Consider the following 16569-nt stretch of genomic DNA (forward strand, 5'->3'; position numbering starts at 1 on the left):
ACGGTCCCTTGTGGGGTCGCTTTGAGACCCTCACCCCGCCCCGCAGATCAGCGAAAAACCAAAAAAAACCGCTCCAAAGAGCGGCCTTCTCGACAAACGGGCTAGCGCTTCGCCCCGGGATCAGTCATCCAGCAACGACAAGTCCCGCACCGCGCCCTTATCCGCCGACATCACCAGCTTGGCGTAAGCCTTCAGCGCAGCAGACACCTTGCGCGGACGCGCCTTGGCCGGCTTCCACCCCTTGGCGTTCTGCGCCTCGCGGCGGCTCGCCAGTTCCTCGTCGGACAGCAGCACGTTGATCGTGCGGTTGGGAATGTCGATGCGGATCTTGTCGCCATCGCGCACCAGGCCGATGGCGCCGCCTGCCGCAGCTTCGGGCGAGCAGTGGCCGATGGACAAACCCGAGGTGCCGCCGGAGAAGCGGCCGTCGGTCAGCAGCGCGCAGGCCTTGCCCAGGCCCTTGGACTTGATGTAGCTGGTGGGGTAGAGCATCTCCTGCATGCCGGGGCCGCCCTTGGGGCCTTCGTAGCGCACGATCACCACGTCGCCGGCCTTGACCTTGTCGTTGAGGATGTTCTCCACCGCCTCGTCCTGCGATTCGGTGACGTGGGCCGTGCCTTCGAACACGAGGATGCTCTCGTCCACGCCGGCGGTCTTCACCACGCAGCCGTCGAGCGCGATATTGCCCGTCAGCACCGCCAGGCCGCCTTCCTTGGAAAAGGCGTGCTCGTAGGAGCGAATGCAGCCCTCGGCGCGGTCCAGGTCCAGGCTGGGCCAGCGCGTGTTCTGGCTGAACGCCACCTGGGTGGGAATGCCTGCCGGGCCGGCCAGGTAGAAGTTCCTGACGGCTTCGTCCCGGGTGCGGCTGATATCCCACTGCTCCAGCGCGTCCTTGAGCGTGGGGGCATGCACCGTGGGTACGTCGGTGTGCAGCTTGCCAGCGCGCTCCAGCTCGCCCAGGATGGCCATGATGCCGCCCGCGCGGTGCACGTCTTCGATGTGGTACTTGTTGGTGTTGGGCGCCACCTTGCACAGCTGCGGCACGACGCGCGAGAGGCGGTCGATATCGGTCATGCCGAAGTCGATGCCCGCCTCGCTCGCGATCGCCAGCAGGTGCAGGATGGTGTTGGTGGAGCCGCCCATGGCGATGTCCAGCGTCATGGCGTTCTCGAACGCCTTGAAGCCTACCGCGCGCGGCAGGACGCGTTCGTCCTCCTGCTCGTAGTACTGGCGGGCCAGTTCCACGATGCGGCTGCCGGCGCGCTTGAACAGCTGCTCGCGGTCCGCGTGGGTGGCCACCACCGTGCCGTTGCCGGGCAGCGACAGGCCCAGCGCCTCGGTCAGGCAGTTCATGGAGTTGGCGGTGAACATGCCCGAGCACGAGCCGCAGGTGGGGCAGGCGGAGCGCTCCACCTCGGCCACGTCGGCGTCGGAATAGGCGCTGTCGGCGGCGATCACCATGGCGTCCACCAGGTCGAGCTTCTTGAACTCCATGGCCTTGGTGACGGGGTTGGCCAGGCGCGTCTTGCCTGCTTCCATCGGGCCGCCGGAGACGAAGATCACCGGGATGTTGAGCCGCATGGCGGCCATCAGCATGCCGGGGGTGATCTTGTCGCAGTTGGAGATGCACACCATGGCATCGGCGCAGTGCGCGTTGACCATGTATTCCACCGAGTCCGCGATGATGTCGCGGCTGGGCAGCGAATAGAGCATGCCGTCGTGGCCCATGGCGATGCCGTCATCGACCGCGATGGTGTTGAATTCCTTGGCCACGCCGCCCGCGGCCTCGATCTCGCGCGCGACCAGCTGGCCCAGGTCCTTCAGGTGCACGTGCCCGGGCACGAACTGGGTGAAGGAATTGACCACCGCAACGATGGGCTTGGAAAAATCTTCGTCTTTCATGCCGGTGGCGCGCCACAGGGAGCGCGCCCCCGCCATGTTGCGGCCGGCGGTGGAGGTTTTGGAACGGTATGTGGGCATTTTATTGCTGAAGAAATATCGCAGAAAGGAAGCGGGCCACGGGAATAAGGATCCTAGCAAAAATAACTTGAACAATTACGTCTTGCGACGAGATGTTCGAGGTTTGATGCGGTAGTTCCACTCGCCATGAAATTCGTCGCGCTCAATGGCCACGGCAGCGAGTTCGGCGTCGCTGACCTTGATACCTGCGTCGTACATGTTCTCGTCCAGTTCCGCACGCACTTTCAGCCCTTCAGCGGTACTCACGCTGCCGATGAGGTTCACTACCACCTGACGCGTCAACAGCGGTCGGCCGCGCCAGTTGTTCGTGATATGGCAGAACAGGCGATGCTCGATCTTGTTCCACTTGCTCGTACCCGGCGGAAAGTGGCACACCTGCACAGCGAAACCGAGTTCGTCGGCCAGTCGCTGCAACTGCACCCGCCACAGCCGCACACGATACCCGTTGCTGCCACCGCAGTCGGCGGTGACCAGCAGTCGCCTGGCTTTCGGATACAACGGACGGCCCATCTCCAGCCACCAGCGACGGATGCTTTGAACCGCGAACTCGGCGGTGTCGTGGTTGATGCCCACGCTGACCCAGCCCTCGTTGGCCGTCACATCATAGACGCCATACGGGGCAACCTTGCCCAGTTCATCGTCGATGAAATCGTGCACACGCGCCTGCTCGGGTTGGCCCTTGGGCTGCCATTCGCGGCCAGCGTTCTTGAAATCGCCGATCAGCTCCTTCTTTTTCGTGTCCACCGAGATGACCGGCTGACGCTGGCGCTGATACTGCGCCACCTTGTCGGCGATGTAGTGGAACTGCGCGTCGCGGTCGGGGTGCTGCGCGCCTTCGCGTGTCTTGCGCACCGATTGCAAGCTGTAGCCCGTCTGCGTCAGCAGATCGCAGATCGTGCGCTGACTCACGCGATGCCCCAGCCGGTTGAGCTCTTCGGCCAGACGGGTGGTGCTCTTGCACGTCCATCGTAGTGCTGACATCGGGTCACCCCGGCTGGTCGGCTCCACCAGTGCATCCAGGTGCTCCAACAACCTCGCATCGAGCTCAGTTAGCCTCTTGCGCCCGCCTCCCGGGGCACGAATGCGCTTGGCCGTCATGTCCCGCGTCGCTCCACCGGCCGCTTCGAGTTCGGCCAGTCCCGCATAGATCGTGGTGCGCGAGATGCCTATCGCTTTGGCCACCAGACTCACGCCCCCACGCCCCAGGCTGCGCGCTTCGGCGGCGGCCCATAGGCGCAACGTCGCCTCATCAAGGCGCGCCTGCAGGGCCCGAAACTTCGCTTCGACTGCCTCGCTGATATCCATGTGCGCATCGTATAGACGCGAGGACAACTGTTCAAGTTATTTTTGCTAGGGTCCTAAGGGCCCTTGCGCGCCCGTGCGAACAACCTCTTGAGCTGCGCCCTGGGCAAAGCGGCAATTATCCCACACCGCCCGGCCTGCCATGCCACCACGCACCGGTCCCGCCTGAGCCCCCCAGGACGACGAGAAGTTGCCTAGGCTAGGAGTCCGTCGGACTTGAGCCCGGGCGAATCCGAATGATCGGTGCGACGAGATTTTTGGACGGCAATCGCGCTGATCGAACGCTCTTGATGGTTGACGAGGCACTGTGATGGCACATTGGAGCGCCTTAGGGGCTCGGCTTTGGGTAGTCGAGGCGCACTTTGCTATCCAACCGCTCGCAGAACGTGCATGCGCTTGATGTTCCAGGCCATGGTCACAAGACTCCATTCGCCTTGCGCCTTGTCCAGCCCGCGCATGCTCATCTGGCGCCAACCCATTACCCGTTTGATGATGCCGAACACCGGCTCCACCGTCTGCTTGCGCAAGCTGTAGAGGGCGCGCCCGGCTTGTGTGCCCAGTCGGTGCGCCATCTGCACAACCGGGTCCGTGGTCTGGGGCTGCGGCACATCGGGGGCAAAGCGCTCCAGCACAGGGGCATGATGCGGCTCCCGCCTTAGCGCCAGCAGCGGCTCGATCCCTGCATCGTGGCACGCGATCACGTTGGCCTGACTGAAGAAGCCGTTGTCCGTGATCAGCGTGCGCACCTCGCCCAGCACCGCAGGCAACGCCGCGATCTGCTCCAGCGTGGGCACGACTTCGCGCTTGTCGTTGCACGCCTGGCTCACGTGCTGGGTGACCACCATCATCGTCTCTGTGTCTACCCCGGCTTGCGCGTTGTAGCTTTGTTCGAAGCCACCCCCCGAGACGGGCATGATGCGTGACTCTTCATCCGTGAGGTTCACCTGATCGCCATCCTTGGGCCCCGCCTCTGGTGGCTCGGGATCCTTGCCGCGCGGCTTCTTGCCAGCGTCCCGCTGAGACTTGCGCTTAGCCGTCTTGGCCTCGTACTCCTGCTGTTCGAGTTGATGACGCTCGGCGGCGCGCTGCTCGATCTTTGCCTTGGCCAGCGCCATCGCGCTCAAGCGGTCTTCGCGTCGAGCGATCTCCGCCGGCACGTCCATGCCATCCGGGATGGCTGCGCGGTCGCTGTTCTCGGCCAGCGCAAGCAGGGCCTGCACTTCCTGTCGTAACTGCGCCTCGATCTTTTGGGCATGACCCCACGACAGGGCGCGGTGCTTGCTCGCGTTCGCGTCGATCTTGGTGCCGTCCAGCGCAATGTGCCCGAGCTTGAGCAGTTTCATCTCGCGCGCCAGCACCAGCACCTGCACAAACAGCGCCTCCACCTCCTTCAGGAATCGACGCCGGAACGTCGCCAGCGTGTCGTGATCCGGGTGGGTGTTGGCTGCCACATAGCGGAAGGCCACCGAGTCGTAGGTCGCGCGTTCGAGCTTGCGGCTCGAGTGCACGCCATTGGCATAGCCGTAGATCAGCAAGCCCAGCAACACGGCGGGATGGTGCGCCGCCGAACCCCGGCCCGCGTATTGGCGTGTCAGTTCGCTCAGATCGAGCTGCTCGATGACTTCGACTACGAAGCGCGCCAAGTGATCATCGGGCAGCCATTCGTCCACTGAGGGCGGCAACAGGTACGCGGTATCTCGGTCTACGGGAACGAAGCGGCTCATCGGGTAGGTCTTTGGTTGTGCGCCAGCGATTATCTCGGACAACGTCATCTTGCGGAAGACTGCAAAGCCCGACAAACTCCTAGACGGATCCCGATAAAGCTATGGGAGGACCGGAAATGGCTGCCGCGAAATCCACCCGCAGGCCGGCAAAGGGCCGCGCCAAGGCTGGCGCCAGCAAGGGGCGGCGCTGGTCGCAGCAGGTAACCGAGCACAGCAACGCGCTGGACCTCGAACCGCACCTCTTCGCCTCGGACAACCCCGAGGAAATTGCCGCTTCGCTCAAGCGTTCCGCCGTGAGCAGCCGGCGCCGCAAAGGCACGGCGTTCCAGTCGGCGATGTCGATGCTCAATTTCTACATCAATCGCGCCGGCCGGCATCTGCCCGAGGCGCGTCGCGCCACGCTGGAAAAGGCCAAGGGCAAGCTGCGTGAAGCGTTCGGGCGGCCACCTTAGGCAGGCGCTACGCGCCCCGCCCTGCTTGCGCGACGGCATTTTCGGGCCAATGCTTGTTCCTATGTCACCTGCACGGAGCCTGATCATGGACAGAAAAAGCGAACTGCAAGCCACCGTGGACGCCCTGGCTCAAGCGGGCAAAGGGTTGCTGGCAGCCGACGAGAGCGGCCCGACCATCGCCAAGCGGTTCGAACGCATCGGGGTGGAGTCGAGCGAGGAAAACCGCCGCGCGTGGCGCAACCTGCTCTTGTCGGCCCCAGGTCTTGGCGAGTTCATCAGCGGCGTGATCCTGTATGAGGAAACCCTCGGCCAACGCGCCGACGATGGCACGCCGCTGCCGGAACTGGCGGCGCGCCAGGGCATCGTGCCCGGCATCAAGGTGGACAAGGGCAAGATCCCGCTCGCCCTGGCACCCGGGGACGAGATCACCGAGGGTCTCGACGGGCTGGCCAAGCGGCTTGCCGGCTATCGCCAGCAGGGCGCTCGCTTTGCCAAGTGGCGTGCGGTCTACAACGTGTCTGACAAACTGCCGGGCTGGGCTGCCGTCCAGGCCAATGCAGAGGCGCTGGCGCGCTATGCCGCGATCTGCCAGGAATCAGGCGTGGTACCAATCGTCGAGCCTGAGGTGCTGATGGATGGCGCGCACTCCATGGCACGTTGCGCCGAGGTCACCGCGGCCGTGCTGCATGCAGTCTTTCATGCCTTGGACCGGCATGCGGTGGTGCTCGAGCACATGCTGCTGAAGCCCAGCATGGTGCTGCCCGGCAAGGAGGCCGGGCACGCGGCGCCGGCCGAGGTCGCCATGCAGACCGTCCAGGTGCTCCGGCGCACGGTGCCGGCGGCGGTGCCGGGCATCTTCTTCCTGTCCGGCGGCCAGACACCCACCGAGGCCACCGCCAATCTGGACGCCATGAACCGGCTTGCCCCGCTGCCCTGGCGGCTGTCCTTCTCCTACGGGCGCGCCTTGCAGGAGCCGCCCCTGCTGGCCTGGCGCGGCAACGCCGCCAACGCGGCGCAAGCGCAACGGGCGCTGCTGCAGCGCTCACGGCTGAATGCCATGGCCTGCCTGGGGCAATACGACGCGGCGCAGGAGAACGCTGCGGGCTGAGCTTGCCGATGCGCCTACGCCCCTTCGGCGTAGGCGCGCAGCCCCGCCGCCAGCGCGGCAAACGTCACCGCGCATCGCGCGCTCTCGCGCAGGTCTTCGTGCATCGCGACCCAGGTATCCATGATCACCGAGAACTGGTTGGGCAGGACCCTGACCAGCCGCGGGTCCCGCGCCGCCAGCGCCGCCTGGCACACGCCGATGCCGAATCCCGCGCGTATCGCGCCCAGTTGGGCCAGGTCGCTATTGGCGCGGAAGGCCAGGGCGTCGCGCGAGAATGCCTTGAACCTGGCCTGCAAGCGGCGGATAAAGGCGTTCTCCTGATCGAAGCCGATCAACGCAAAACGGGACAGATCCGCCAGCGACTTCGGCACGCCACGGGATGCCAGATAACTCTCGTGGGCATGCAGGCCCAGTTCGATCCCGCCGACGCGCGTGGCCACCAGCGCTGCCTGCTCGGGCCGGAACATCCGGACCGCAATATCCGCCTCGCGGCGCAGCAGATCGTCGGCCTGGTTCGACAGCACCAACTCGATTTCCAGTTCCGGATGCTCGTTGTGCAGCGCCGCCAGTATCGGCGGCAACACTTCCACGCCGATGACTTCGCTTGCCGACAGGCGCACCGTGCCACGCACGCCCGCGCCGTGGCCGCTGGCGACCCGCCGCATCGCCGCAGCCGTCGCGGCAATGCCGGCGGCATAGGGCTTCAGCTCATGCGCCGCGTCGGTCGGCGCGAATCCGTCGAATGAGCGGGTGAACAGCTTCAGCCCAAGGGCGGCTTCTAGGAGTCCGTCGGACTTGAGCCCGGGCGAATCCGAATGATCGGTGCGACGAGATTTTTGGACGGCAATCGCGCTGATCGAACGCTCTTGATGGTTGACGAGGCACTGTGATGGCACATTGGAGCGCCTTAGGGGCTCGGCTTTGGGTAGTCGAGGCGCACTTTGCTATCCAACCGCTCGCAGAACGTGCATGCGCTTGATGTTCCAGGCCATGGTCACAAGACTCCATTCGCCTTGCGCCTTGTCCAGCCCGCGCATGCTCATCTGGCGCCAACCCATTACCCGTTTGATGATGCCGAACACCGGCTCCACCGTCTGCTTGCGCAAGCTGTAGAGGGCGCGCCCGGCTTGTGTGCCCAGTCGGTGCGCCATCTGCACAACCGGGTCCGTGGTCTGGGGCTGCGGCACATCGGGGGCAAAGCGCTCCAGCACAGGGGCATGATGCGGCTCCCGCCTTAGCGCCAGCAGCGGCTCGATCCCTGCATCGTGGCACGCGATCACGTTGGCCTGACTGAAGAAGCCGTTGTCCGTGATCAGCGTGCGCACCTCGCCCAGCACCGCAGGCAACGCCGCGATCTGCTCCAGCGTGGGCACGACTTCGCGCTTGTCGTTGCACGCCTGGCTCACGTGCTGGGTGACCACCATCATCGTCTCTGTGTCTACCCCGGCTTGCGCGTTGTAGCTTTGTTCGAAGCCACCCCCCGAGACGGGCATGATGCGTGACTCTTCATCCGTGAGGTTCACCTGATCGCCATCCTTGGGCCCCGCCTCTGGTGGCTCGGGATCCTTGCCGCGCGGCTTCTTGCCAGCGTCCCGCTGAGACTTGCGCTTAGCCGTCTTGGCCTCGTACTCCTGCTGTTCGAGTTGATGACGCTCGGCGGCGCGCTGCTCGATCTTTGCCTTGGCCAGCGCCATCGCGCTCAAGCGGTCTTCGCGTCGAGCGATCTCCGCCGGCACGTCCATGCCATCCGGGATGGCTGCGCGGTCGCTGTTCTCGGCCAGCGCAAGCAGGGCCTGCACTTCCTGTCGTAACTGCGCCTCGATCTTTTGGGCATGACCCCACGACAGGGCGCGGTGCTTGCTCGCGTTCGCGTCGATCTTGGTGCCGTCCAGCGCAATGTGCCCGAGCTTGAGCAGTTTCATCTCGCGCGCCAGCACCAGCACCTGCACAAACAGCGCCTCCACCTCCTTCAGGAATCGACGCCGGAACGTCGCCAGCGTGTCGTGATCCGGGTGGGTGTTGGCTGCCACATAGCGGAAGGCCACCGAGTCGTAGGTCGCGCGTTCGAGCTTGCGGCTCGAGTGCACGCCATTGGCATAGCCGTAGATCAGCAAGCCCAGCAACACGGCGGGATGGTGCGCCGCCGAACCCCGGCCCGCGTATTGGCGTGTCAGTTCGCTCAGATCGAGCTGCTCGATGACTTCGACTACGAAGCGCGCCAAGTGATCATCGGGCAGCCATTCGTCCACTGAGGGCGGCAACAGGTACGCGGTATCTCGGTCTACGGGAACGAAGCGGCTCATCGGGTAGGTCTTTGGTTGTGCGCCAGCGATTATCTCGGACAACGTCATCTTGCGGAAGACTGCAAAGCCCGACAAACTCCTAGACTGTCGATGTGCCGGCCGACGGTCGGCTGCGTCAGGCCCATTGCCCGCCCGGCTGCGGACAGCGAGCCGGTCTCCAGCACATGAAGGAAGGCCCGGTACCACTCCCAGTCTGGTTCGCGCTTGGGCATGGCTATGCATTTATTTATAGTAGCCAGCCGATTATAGGCAATTTCCTTTTAGTCACAGAGCTTGCAGACTGAAGCCGCTTTCAGCACTGGTGCCAACTCAACAGGAGATTCGCCATGTCCAAAGTCGCTCTCTTCGGCGCAGCCGGCGCGATCGGGCAAAGCGTGGCCGCCGAGCTGCGCAGCAAGGGCCGGCCCTATCGCGTGGTCGGCCGCAGCGCAGGCAGCCTGCGCACAGCCTTCGGGACGGATCCGCTCGCCGAGGTCGTCACCTGGAATCCCGATTCGCCCGAGTCGGTGCAAGCCGCCGCCAGCGGCATCGAGACGCTGATCTACATGGTCGGTGTCGACTACTGGCAGTTCCAGCTGCACCCCGAGCTGATGCGCAAGACCCTGGATGGCGCCGTGGCCGCAGGCGTCAAGCACTTCATCCTGATCGGCACCGTCTATCCCTACGGCCGGGTCCAGACCGGCAACCCGGTTCGCGAAGACCATCCGCGCGCGCCCCATACCTTCAAGGGGCGCATGCGCAAGGCCCAGGAGGATCTGCTGATGCAGGCCGATGCCAGCGGGCGGATCCGCGCCACGGTGCTGCGGCTGCCTGACTTCTATGGCCCGGGCGTGCAAGCCAGCCTGCTGCACCGCGCCGCGCAGGCGGCGGTGAATGGCGGCACGGCTGACATGATCGGGCCCGTCGACCTGCCGCACGAATTCATCTATGTGCCCGACGTGGGGCCGGTAGTGGCGCGGCTGATCGACACGCCGGCGGCCTTCGGCAAGATCTGGCACCTGGCGGGCGCCGGTGTCACGACGCAGCGCGAGCTGGTCGCGGAAATGGAACGGCAGACCGGGCGCACGCTGAAGCTGCGCGTCGCCGGCAAGACGATGCTGCGCCTGCTCGGCCTGTTCAACCCGGTCATGCGCGAGCTGGTGGAGATGCATTACCTGATGACGGACCCGCTGGTCATGGACGACTCGGCGCTGCAGCGGCTGATCGGGCCGATTCGCAAGACGCCCTACGACAAAGGTATCCGCCAGACGCTGGCTGCAGTGCGTTGCTGAGAGATCTGTGCGCCAGTCCAGACAAGCTGCAGAGGAAACGCCGGTGCGCGCCTGCCAGAAGTCCGGAAGCTGAAATAGACGGGCCGGAAGAGCCTGTTCCCTATCCATGGCGGCGATGAGCGCATCTCCGCCTTCCGGACGCCTCGCTGCCATTTCGCAATGACCGCAGTTCGCCGGACAGCCCTAGGCTGCGTTTCTGGCTCCGTGCCAGCCCGGCATGCTGGAGAACACTTTCGCGTAGGAATGCGAAAAGCCTTCGATCACATTGCCAAAGCAGTCCTCGCAATAGACCAGCTGGTAGGGACGGTCCGGGAGAAAGGTCCACACCTTCGTGCGCTGCTTGCCGCCGTTGGCGACGATGCGCGCTGCCAGCCCTCCAAGATCGGGATCGGTGAAGCATAGGTGGAACACACCCTGGCGCCAGTATTTGAAGGTATCCTCGCGCGGCTCCACCGCCGGCGTGATGAACTGGAACAGCTCTAGTCCGACACCATTGGCGGTGACCAGGTGCGCCTGGTAGGCCTTTTCGAAGCGGGGCCCGAAGATCTCCGCCACTTCCGGCACCCCCGGCGTAAGCTCGATGGTGCGCCGGTAGATTAGCTGGAAGCCGAATACGGCGCCATACCAGGCGATGGCCCGGTCGATATCCGGCACCGTCAGTCCGACATGGTTGAATGCGCGCGGCACGGGCGTCTCGCTGTTGTTGCTGGACATTGTCCTTCCTCCGAAAAAATCCTGCTCGTCCTATTACAGCGCGACGGCTTCGCCGCCCCGTTCGCTTGATTGCACGATGGCCTCGAACAACTTGATGTTGTCCACCAGTTCGCCAGCCGTGAAAGGATATTGCCCCAGACCTGCCACGGCGTCGGCCCACGCCTCGAAATTGGCCAGCACGGCGTCATTAGCTTCATAGACGCGCTCCATGCGCGGCACCCCGGTACCGCTGCAATGCGTCAGGCGAGTGGGCAGGCCCTGGTCGACGTTGCCGTGGGATACGATCTCCACCCAGCCCTTGTCACCGAACACAGCGATACGCCCGTGGAACGGCGTGACCGAAAGGAAGCTGATGGCGGCCTGCACACCCGAGCCAAAAGCAATCGTGGCCGTGGTGAAGTCGCGCACGGGGTCCGGGAAGACCAGCGACTCGGTACGCGCCCGTACGCTGCTCGCGCCACCGGCCAGGGCGACAAAGATGTCGGTGATGTGGATGCCCACCGCCGTCATCATGCCGGCCGGCGCATGCTTCTGGTCCAGGCGCCAGTTCGACGGATCGAGTTTGCGGAACAGGTCATGGCTGACATTGGCCTCCATATGCAGCAGGCGACCCAGTTCGCCGGCACGCACCATGCGCATCAGCTCGACGATGGCGGGTTCGAAGCGGCGCTCGTGCCCCACCCCGAGTACCTTGCCCTGCCGCGCGCAGGCATCGACGATGCGCTGCGCGCCGTCCGCCGTCATCGCCAGCGGCTTCTCGCAGAAGACATGCTTGCCGGCCTCGAGTGCCGACAACACCTGCTGCTCATGCAGCGAATGCGGGGTGGCGAGGATCACGCCTTCGATATCGCTGCGCCCCAGCACTTCGGCCAGGTCGGCGGCGAGTCCCACGCCCGACTCGCGCGCGAACTGCCGCACGTCATCGGTCACCATCGGGTCGACGGCCACGACCACCTTGAACTTGGTACTTTTGCCCAATGAGCGGATGATCTGTTTTCCCCACCACCCCAAACCGGCCACTGCGACTTTCACAATCCGTCTCCTTTGAATGCTGGCCTGCCGGTCAATCGACGCCACGAATGTCGAGGCCGGTCATGCCTACCTGAATGAACGCGCTACGTGGTCAGTGATGGTTCATCGTGCGGCCCGGCGCCGTCGTAGTCGACCTGATACCTGGCGATACGCAGGTCGCCGAGCTCACGCTTGACGCGCTGGTGCTCGGGATGGCTGGCATAGCCCTCGAGCGCGCTGCGCGAGTCGAACTCCGAGTACAGGACCACGTCGCAGGCATAGTCGACGCGACTCGAGTCGACGCCGATCTCGATATGCCGCAGGCCGGGAATCCTGCCGCGCAGGCCCTCGAAGGCACCCTTGAGCCGTGCGATGGCATCCCGCTTCTCGCCTTCGTTGTCCCCGCGCAAGTTCCACATCACGATATGTTTGACGATGGGCAAAATGACCTCCCTGGCTGAAGCGTTGTCTCTCTTTGTTTCTGCGAATGTCCGGCGCCTCAGGCCGCCGGAAAACCCATCTTTTGCTGCCACATATTGTTGAAGGCGTGAATCGCGCTCGCGGCGTAGACTCCGGCCCGCGTGAACGGCTCTTCGGCCAGCCAGCGACGCGCGGCCTCGATGGACGCAAAGTCGATCACCAGCAGGCTGCCGACCATGGTTTCGCCGTCCTCGGCCAGCAGCGGGCCGGCGAAGGCGATCTGGTTCTCCACGGCGCGCAGGTAGACCTTGTGTTCCGGGCGCACGCGCAGGCGCAGTTCGCCTACGCCGGGCTTGTCGATCAGGTGAAATACGTAAAGCATGGGGCTTGCCTCGTTATCTGTTGGCCTGGGTGGGCTTGACGGGATTGAGCACGAAGTCGTAATCGAGTGTGAAGAAGGGTGCGTCCGACTTGCCGCCGTCGGGCGTCTTGCCCGCTTCATGCCGGACCCAGTCGGCCACCAGCGAGGAGCGCACACCGAACACCGCGTCGGAATCCAGGTAGGTGTCGCCGTCGCGGAATACATGGGTGACCAGTGTCTCGTAGCCAGATGCCGAGATCATGAAATGCAGATGTGCCGGACGCCAGGGATGGCGCCCCATGGCGTCGAGCATGCGCCCCACCGGGCCGTCGTGCGGGATCGGATAGCACTCCGCCACGATGGACTTGAAATCGAAGTGCCCGGACGCATCAGCGTGCAGCGTGCCACGCCCCCGTGCGCAGGTGCGCTCCGGGTCCTGCACATCGTAGAAGCCCTCGGCATCGGCCTGCCAGACTTCCAGCCTGGCGCCTGGCACGGCCTCGCCTGTGATGCTCCTGACCTGCCCGCTGACGTAGCAGGGCTCGCCCGTCATGCCGTTGCCCACGTCGGCGCCGAGTTCGTACTCGGGCGCGTCGTCGACATAGAACGGGCCGAACACCGTGGCCTCGGTGCAGCCCAGCGGCTTGCGGTGGTTCTGCGCGGTCACCAGCGTGGACAGGCCGAGCGTGTCCGAAAGCAGGATGAACTCCTGGCGGCTGGGGTTGCAGGTATGGCCCACGTCCGTCAGAAACCGGATGCCGGCGGCCCACTCCTCCTCGGTCAGCCTGATCTCCCTGGCGAACGCGTGCAGGTGTTGGATCAGGCTGGTCATGACCTCCTTGAGGCGGCGGTCCTTCATATCGGTATTGCGAGCCAGTACCGCCTGGGTAATGGTCTCTTCATCGAGATTGCGCATGGTAGTCATTCCTTGATTGCCTGCGAGGCGCTACGCCTTCGCGCCGTCTTCCCAGCGCGGGCAGGTGCGTTTTTCCACGGGCACGTCGAGCGGCTGGTAGTTCGTCTTGTCGACCACCGTGGCAGGGAGAACGATCTCCTGCTTTACCGGCAGGCCGCGCAGCTTGCGGATCGCAGCCATGGTGCCGAGACAGCCCTGGGCGAAGCCGTTGTAATCGCCGGTGGCCAGCATGGTGCCGGCCTTGATGGCGTCAATTGCTTCCTTGGTGCCGTTGATGCCGGAGACGAGCGCCTTGCGGTTGGCACCCTGCAGGGCCTCGATGGCGCCGATCGCCATGGCGTCGTTGGCGGCGAACACCCCATCGATCTGCGGGTAGGACTGCATCAGGTTCTCCATCACCTGCAAGGCCTGCAGGCGCTGGTAGTTGGCCGGCTGCGAGGCCAGCAGCTTGACGCCCGGGAAGGCCTTGAGCGCATCCTGTACGCCGCGCACGCGGTCGACATTGGTCAGCGAGCCTTTGACGCCCTCGAGAAGCACCACATTGCCCTTGCCGCCCATGGCCTTGAACAGGTGGCTGGCGGTCTTCAGGCCAAGCTCGTAGTCGCTGGCGCCCACGAAGGAAACGAAGCTGCCGACATCGCTGCGGTCAGTGACGTTGACCACCGGGATATTCGCCGCGTTGATCTTCTTCACGCCCGGACCCATCGCCTTGTAGTCCACCGGCACGAACACCACGGCATCGGACTTCTTGACGATGACGTCCTCGATCTGGCTCATCTGCTCCGGAATGCTGTCCGGCTTGGTCGGGATATAGTGCGTGAGCTTTGCATTCATACTTTTGGCCGCCGCGTCCGCGCCCTGGCGCAGTACCTGGAAGTAGGGGTTGGTCTGGTTCTTGGTAAAGACGGCGATCCTTTCGCCGTCGGCGTGGGCGGCCGGCATGGCCAGCAGGCCGAAGGCCAGCATGGCTGCGATCTGCTTCAGGTTGCGCGCTTGCATGTTCTGTCTCCTTGGTTTTGGGATATCGCCGGCGCGGTATGGGCCGGCGTTGCTGCTGTATTTCTTATCTGGTGCCAAGCCGGCGGCGCGACAGGGTGTCGAGGAATACCGCCAGCACTACGATGATCCCGGTGACCAGCGGCTGCCAGTTGGCGCTGATGGTCAGCAGGTTCATGCCGTTGAGCACCAGCGTCAGGATGATGGCGCCCACCAGCGTGCCGGATACCCGGCCCATGCCGCCGAACAGCGACGTGCCGCCGATCAGTACCGCGGCAATGGCCGGCAAGGTCAGCGTCTCGCCGATATCCCCCTCGGCGGAGTTCAGGCGCGCCAGGAACACCACGCTGGCCAGGCCGGCCATCGCGCCGCTCACCACATAGACCAGCACCAGCCGGCGCGTGACCGGCACGCCCGACAGCCTGGCGGCCACGGGGTTGGCGCCGATGGCGTAGATCTCCTGGCCGTAGGTGGTCTTCTGCGATATCGCGGTGCCCGCCACGAGGAAAGCCAGCATCAGGAAGACCGGGATCGGCACGCCCCACAGGTAGCCGCTGCCGATGGCGCGGAACTCGGGCGCGAAGCCGTGGATGGTTTCGCCGGCCATGAACCAGTAGGTCAGCCCGTGCAGCACCCAAAGCATCCCGTAGGTGGCGATAAAGGGCGGGATGCGCAGCACCGCCACCAGCAGGCCGTTGCCCAGCCCGATCAGCACGCCGCTGCCCAGGCCGACGCCCACGCCCAGCGTCGTCGAGCCGGTGGCCTTCATGACGCTCGCCGCCAGGCAGGCGGACATCGCCACATTGGCTCCAACGGAGAGATCAAGGCCGCCGGTCAGGATCACCAGCGTCAGCCCCGAGGCCAGCAGGAACAACAAGCTGGCCTGTCGCAGCACATTGAGCAGGTTGTTCAGCGTCAGGAAGGCGTCCGACGCCACCGCCAGCGCCGCACACAGCAGGCCGAGCGCGAACAGGCGGTAGGCAAAGGAGCGGGCGTCCGTCGACAACGGGGCCCATGCGGTCACGGCATTCATGCTTTCCCCTTGATGGATTCGATCAGCAACACCACCAGCACGAGCAGCCCGATAGCCGCAACCTGGATCGAGGACTGCACCCCGACCAGGTTCAGGCCGTTGCGCAACACACCGACGGCCAGCACGCCAAGCACCGTGCCCGGCAGCCAGCCATTGCCGCGATCGAAGGTGGTGCCGCCGACCGCCACCGCGGCGATGGCGTCGAACTCCAGCCCGATCGCCGCCGTCGGATGGCCGGCGTTCATGCGGGCGGTCAGCAGCAGCGCGGCAACGCCAGCCATCACGCCGCCCAGCGCGTACACCGTGACCAGCCAGCGGTTGATGCGCACGCCGGCGAACTTGAGCGCCTCACGGTTGCCGCCAAGCGCGAACACATAGGCGCCGAAGCGGGTGCGATAGAGCAGCCAGTGAAACAGGCCGTAGAACGCCACGGCGATCCACAGCGGCACCGGAATGCCGAGCAACTCCCCCGAGTAAAGCAGCGGAATGGTGTCGCCGATGCCCACCACGCTCTGGCCGTCGGTAACCACCAGTGCCAGCCCCTGCGCCACGCCGAGCGTGCCGAGCGTGGCGACGAAGGGAGGAATCCCCAGGCCGGCCACCAGCGTGCCGTTGAGCACGCCGAACAGAAGCCCGATGCCAAGCGCCGCCGCCAGCGCAAGCAACAGCGAGCCGGTCGCCACCATCACCATGGCGAGAGCCACGCCGCACAGCGTAAGGACCGCGCCCATCGACAGGTCCAGCCCTTCCGTCATGATGATCAGCGTCATCGGCAAGGCGATCAGCAGCAGGATGGTGGACTGCGTGCCCACATTGAGCAGGTTGGCGAGGCTCAGGAAGCCGTGGCCGCTGGCGGAAAAAGCCAGCGTCAGCAGCAGCAGGACCCAGACCGAGCCGGGTAGCTTGCCGAGCGCCGGCATCAGCGCCGTCACAAGCGGCAGCGCCCCGGCGCGCGGCAGAGCGCGGGTATCAGGCATA

16 protein-coding genes and 1 pseudogene are annotated in these 16569 nt (G+C 64.9%); 3 read left to right on the plus strand and 14 right to left on the minus strand.

Annotated features, from left to right (window positions below):
- Window positions 1-120: 120 nt before the first annotated feature.
- The 3 genes from ilvD to RS901_RS34270 all read right to left on the minus strand — a co-directional run bounded on the left by ilvD (window position 121) and on the right by RS901_RS34270 (window position 5006).
- Window positions 121-1980 carry a dihydroxy-acid dehydratase gene (gene ilvD / locus RS901_RS34260; protein WP_316155061.1) on the minus strand — a complete coding sequence of 620 codons (1860 nt, stop codon included), beginning with the start codon at window positions 1978-1980 and terminating at the stop codon, window positions 121-123.
- 75 nt (window positions 1981-2055) lie between these two features.
- Complete coding sequence (locus RS901_RS34265; protein ID WP_316149395.1) at window positions 2056-3285, minus strand: ISAzo13 family transposase; 1230 nt, start codon at window positions 3283-3285, stop codon at window positions 2056-2058.
- A 362-nt stretch (window positions 3286-3647) separates the two neighbouring features.
- Window positions 3648-5006, minus strand: coding sequence for an IS1182 family transposase (locus RS901_RS34270; RefSeq protein ID WP_316153348.1), 1359 nt, complete (start codon window positions 5004-5006; stop codon window positions 3648-3650).
- A gap of 116 nt (window positions 5007-5122) precedes the next feature.
- On the opposite strand from RS901_RS34270, the gene RS901_RS34275 reads away from it, so the two are divergent.
- Both RS901_RS34275 and RS901_RS34280 read left to right on the plus strand, forming a co-directional pair.
- On the plus strand, window positions 5123-5458 hold the full coding sequence (locus RS901_RS34275; protein ID WP_316155062.1) for a DUF3175 domain-containing protein: 336 nt from the start codon (window positions 5123-5125) through the stop codon (window positions 5456-5458).
- Between the two features lie 85 nt (window positions 5459-5543).
- On the plus strand, window positions 5544-6566 hold the full coding sequence (locus RS901_RS34280; RefSeq protein ID WP_316155063.1) for a class I fructose-bisphosphate aldolase: 1023 nt from the start codon (window positions 5544-5546) through the stop codon (window positions 6564-6566).
- 14 nt (window positions 6567-6580) lie between these two features.
- Here the strand turns inward: RS901_RS34280 and RS901_RS34285 are convergent, their stop codons facing one another.
- The 3 genes and pseudogenes from RS901_RS34285 to RS901_RS34295 all read right to left on the minus strand — a co-directional run.
- Window positions 6581-7423: a LysR substrate-binding domain-containing protein gene (locus RS901_RS34285; protein WP_410054250.1), complete on the minus strand. Its 843-nt coding sequence runs from the start codon at window positions 7421-7423 to the stop codon at window positions 6581-6583.
- Window positions 7424-7510: 87 nt separating this feature from the next.
- Entirely contained in the window at window positions 7511-8869 is a 1359-nt protein-coding gene (locus RS901_RS34290) for an IS1182 family transposase (RefSeq protein WP_316153348.1), read from the minus strand.
- An 80-nt stretch (window positions 8870-8949) separates the two neighbouring features.
- A pseudogene (locus RS901_RS34295) lies at window positions 8950-9081 on the minus strand (helix-turn-helix domain-containing protein); the annotation flags it as partial.
- A 114-nt stretch (window positions 9082-9195) separates the two neighbouring features.
- On the opposite strand from RS901_RS34295, the gene RS901_RS34300 reads away from it, so the two are divergent.
- Entirely contained in the window at window positions 9196-10140 is a 945-nt protein-coding gene (locus tag RS901_RS34300; RefSeq protein WP_316155064.1) for an NAD-dependent epimerase/dehydratase family protein, read from the plus strand.
- 183 nt (window positions 10141-10323) lie between these two features.
- On the opposite strand, the gene RS901_RS34305 is transcribed toward RS901_RS34300, so the two are convergent.
- The 8 genes from RS901_RS34305 to RS901_RS34340 all read right to left on the minus strand — a co-directional run bounded on the left by RS901_RS34305 (window position 10324) and on the right by RS901_RS34340 (window position 16568).
- Complete coding sequence (locus RS901_RS34305) at window positions 10324-10854, minus strand: VOC family protein (protein ID WP_316155065.1); 531 nt, start codon at window positions 10852-10854, stop codon at window positions 10324-10326.
- A 33-nt stretch (window positions 10855-10887) separates the two neighbouring features.
- A complete protein-coding gene (locus RS901_RS34310; protein ID WP_316155066.1) occupies window positions 10888-11832 on the minus strand; it encodes a Gfo/Idh/MocA family oxidoreductase in 945 nt (314 codons plus the stop codon).
- A gap of 137 nt (window positions 11833-11969) precedes the next feature.
- Complete coding sequence (locus RS901_RS34315; protein WP_316155067.1) at window positions 11970-12308, minus strand: Dabb family protein; 339 nt, start codon at window positions 12306-12308, stop codon at window positions 11970-11972.
- Window positions 12309-12364: 56 nt separating this feature from the next.
- Window positions 12365-12667, minus strand: a complete 303-nt coding sequence (locus tag RS901_RS34320; protein ID WP_316155068.1) for a YciI family protein — start codon at window positions 12665-12667, stop codon at window positions 12365-12367.
- Between the two features lie 13 nt (window positions 12668-12680).
- Window positions 12681-13562 (minus strand): intradiol ring-cleavage dioxygenase, encoded by an 882-nt coding sequence (locus RS901_RS34325; RefSeq protein ID WP_316155069.1) that lies wholly within the window; start codon window positions 13560-13562, stop codon window positions 12681-12683.
- Window positions 13563-13592: 30 nt separating this feature from the next.
- The gene (locus RS901_RS34330; protein ID WP_316155070.1) at window positions 13593-14561 is read right to left on the minus strand and encodes a sugar ABC transporter substrate-binding protein; all 969 of its coding nucleotides are present in this window, start codon (window positions 14559-14561) and stop codon (window positions 13593-13595) included.
- 64 nt (window positions 14562-14625) lie between these two features.
- Window positions 14626-15591 (minus strand): ABC transporter permease, encoded by a 966-nt coding sequence (locus tag RS901_RS34335; protein WP_316155071.1) that lies wholly within the window; start codon window positions 15589-15591, stop codon window positions 14626-14628.
- Window positions 15588-16568, minus strand: coding sequence for an ABC transporter permease (locus tag RS901_RS34340; RefSeq protein ID WP_316155072.1), 981 nt, complete (start codon window positions 16566-16568; stop codon window positions 15588-15590). The genes RS901_RS34335 and RS901_RS34340 overlap by 4 nt, the downstream gene beginning before the upstream one ends.
- Window position 16569 lies beyond the last annotated feature (1 nt).

The sequence above is a fragment of the Cupriavidus sp. BIC8F genome (assembly GCF_032465815.1).
Classification (GTDB): Bacteria; Pseudomonadota; Gammaproteobacteria; order Burkholderiales; family Burkholderiaceae; genus Cupriavidus; species Cupriavidus necator.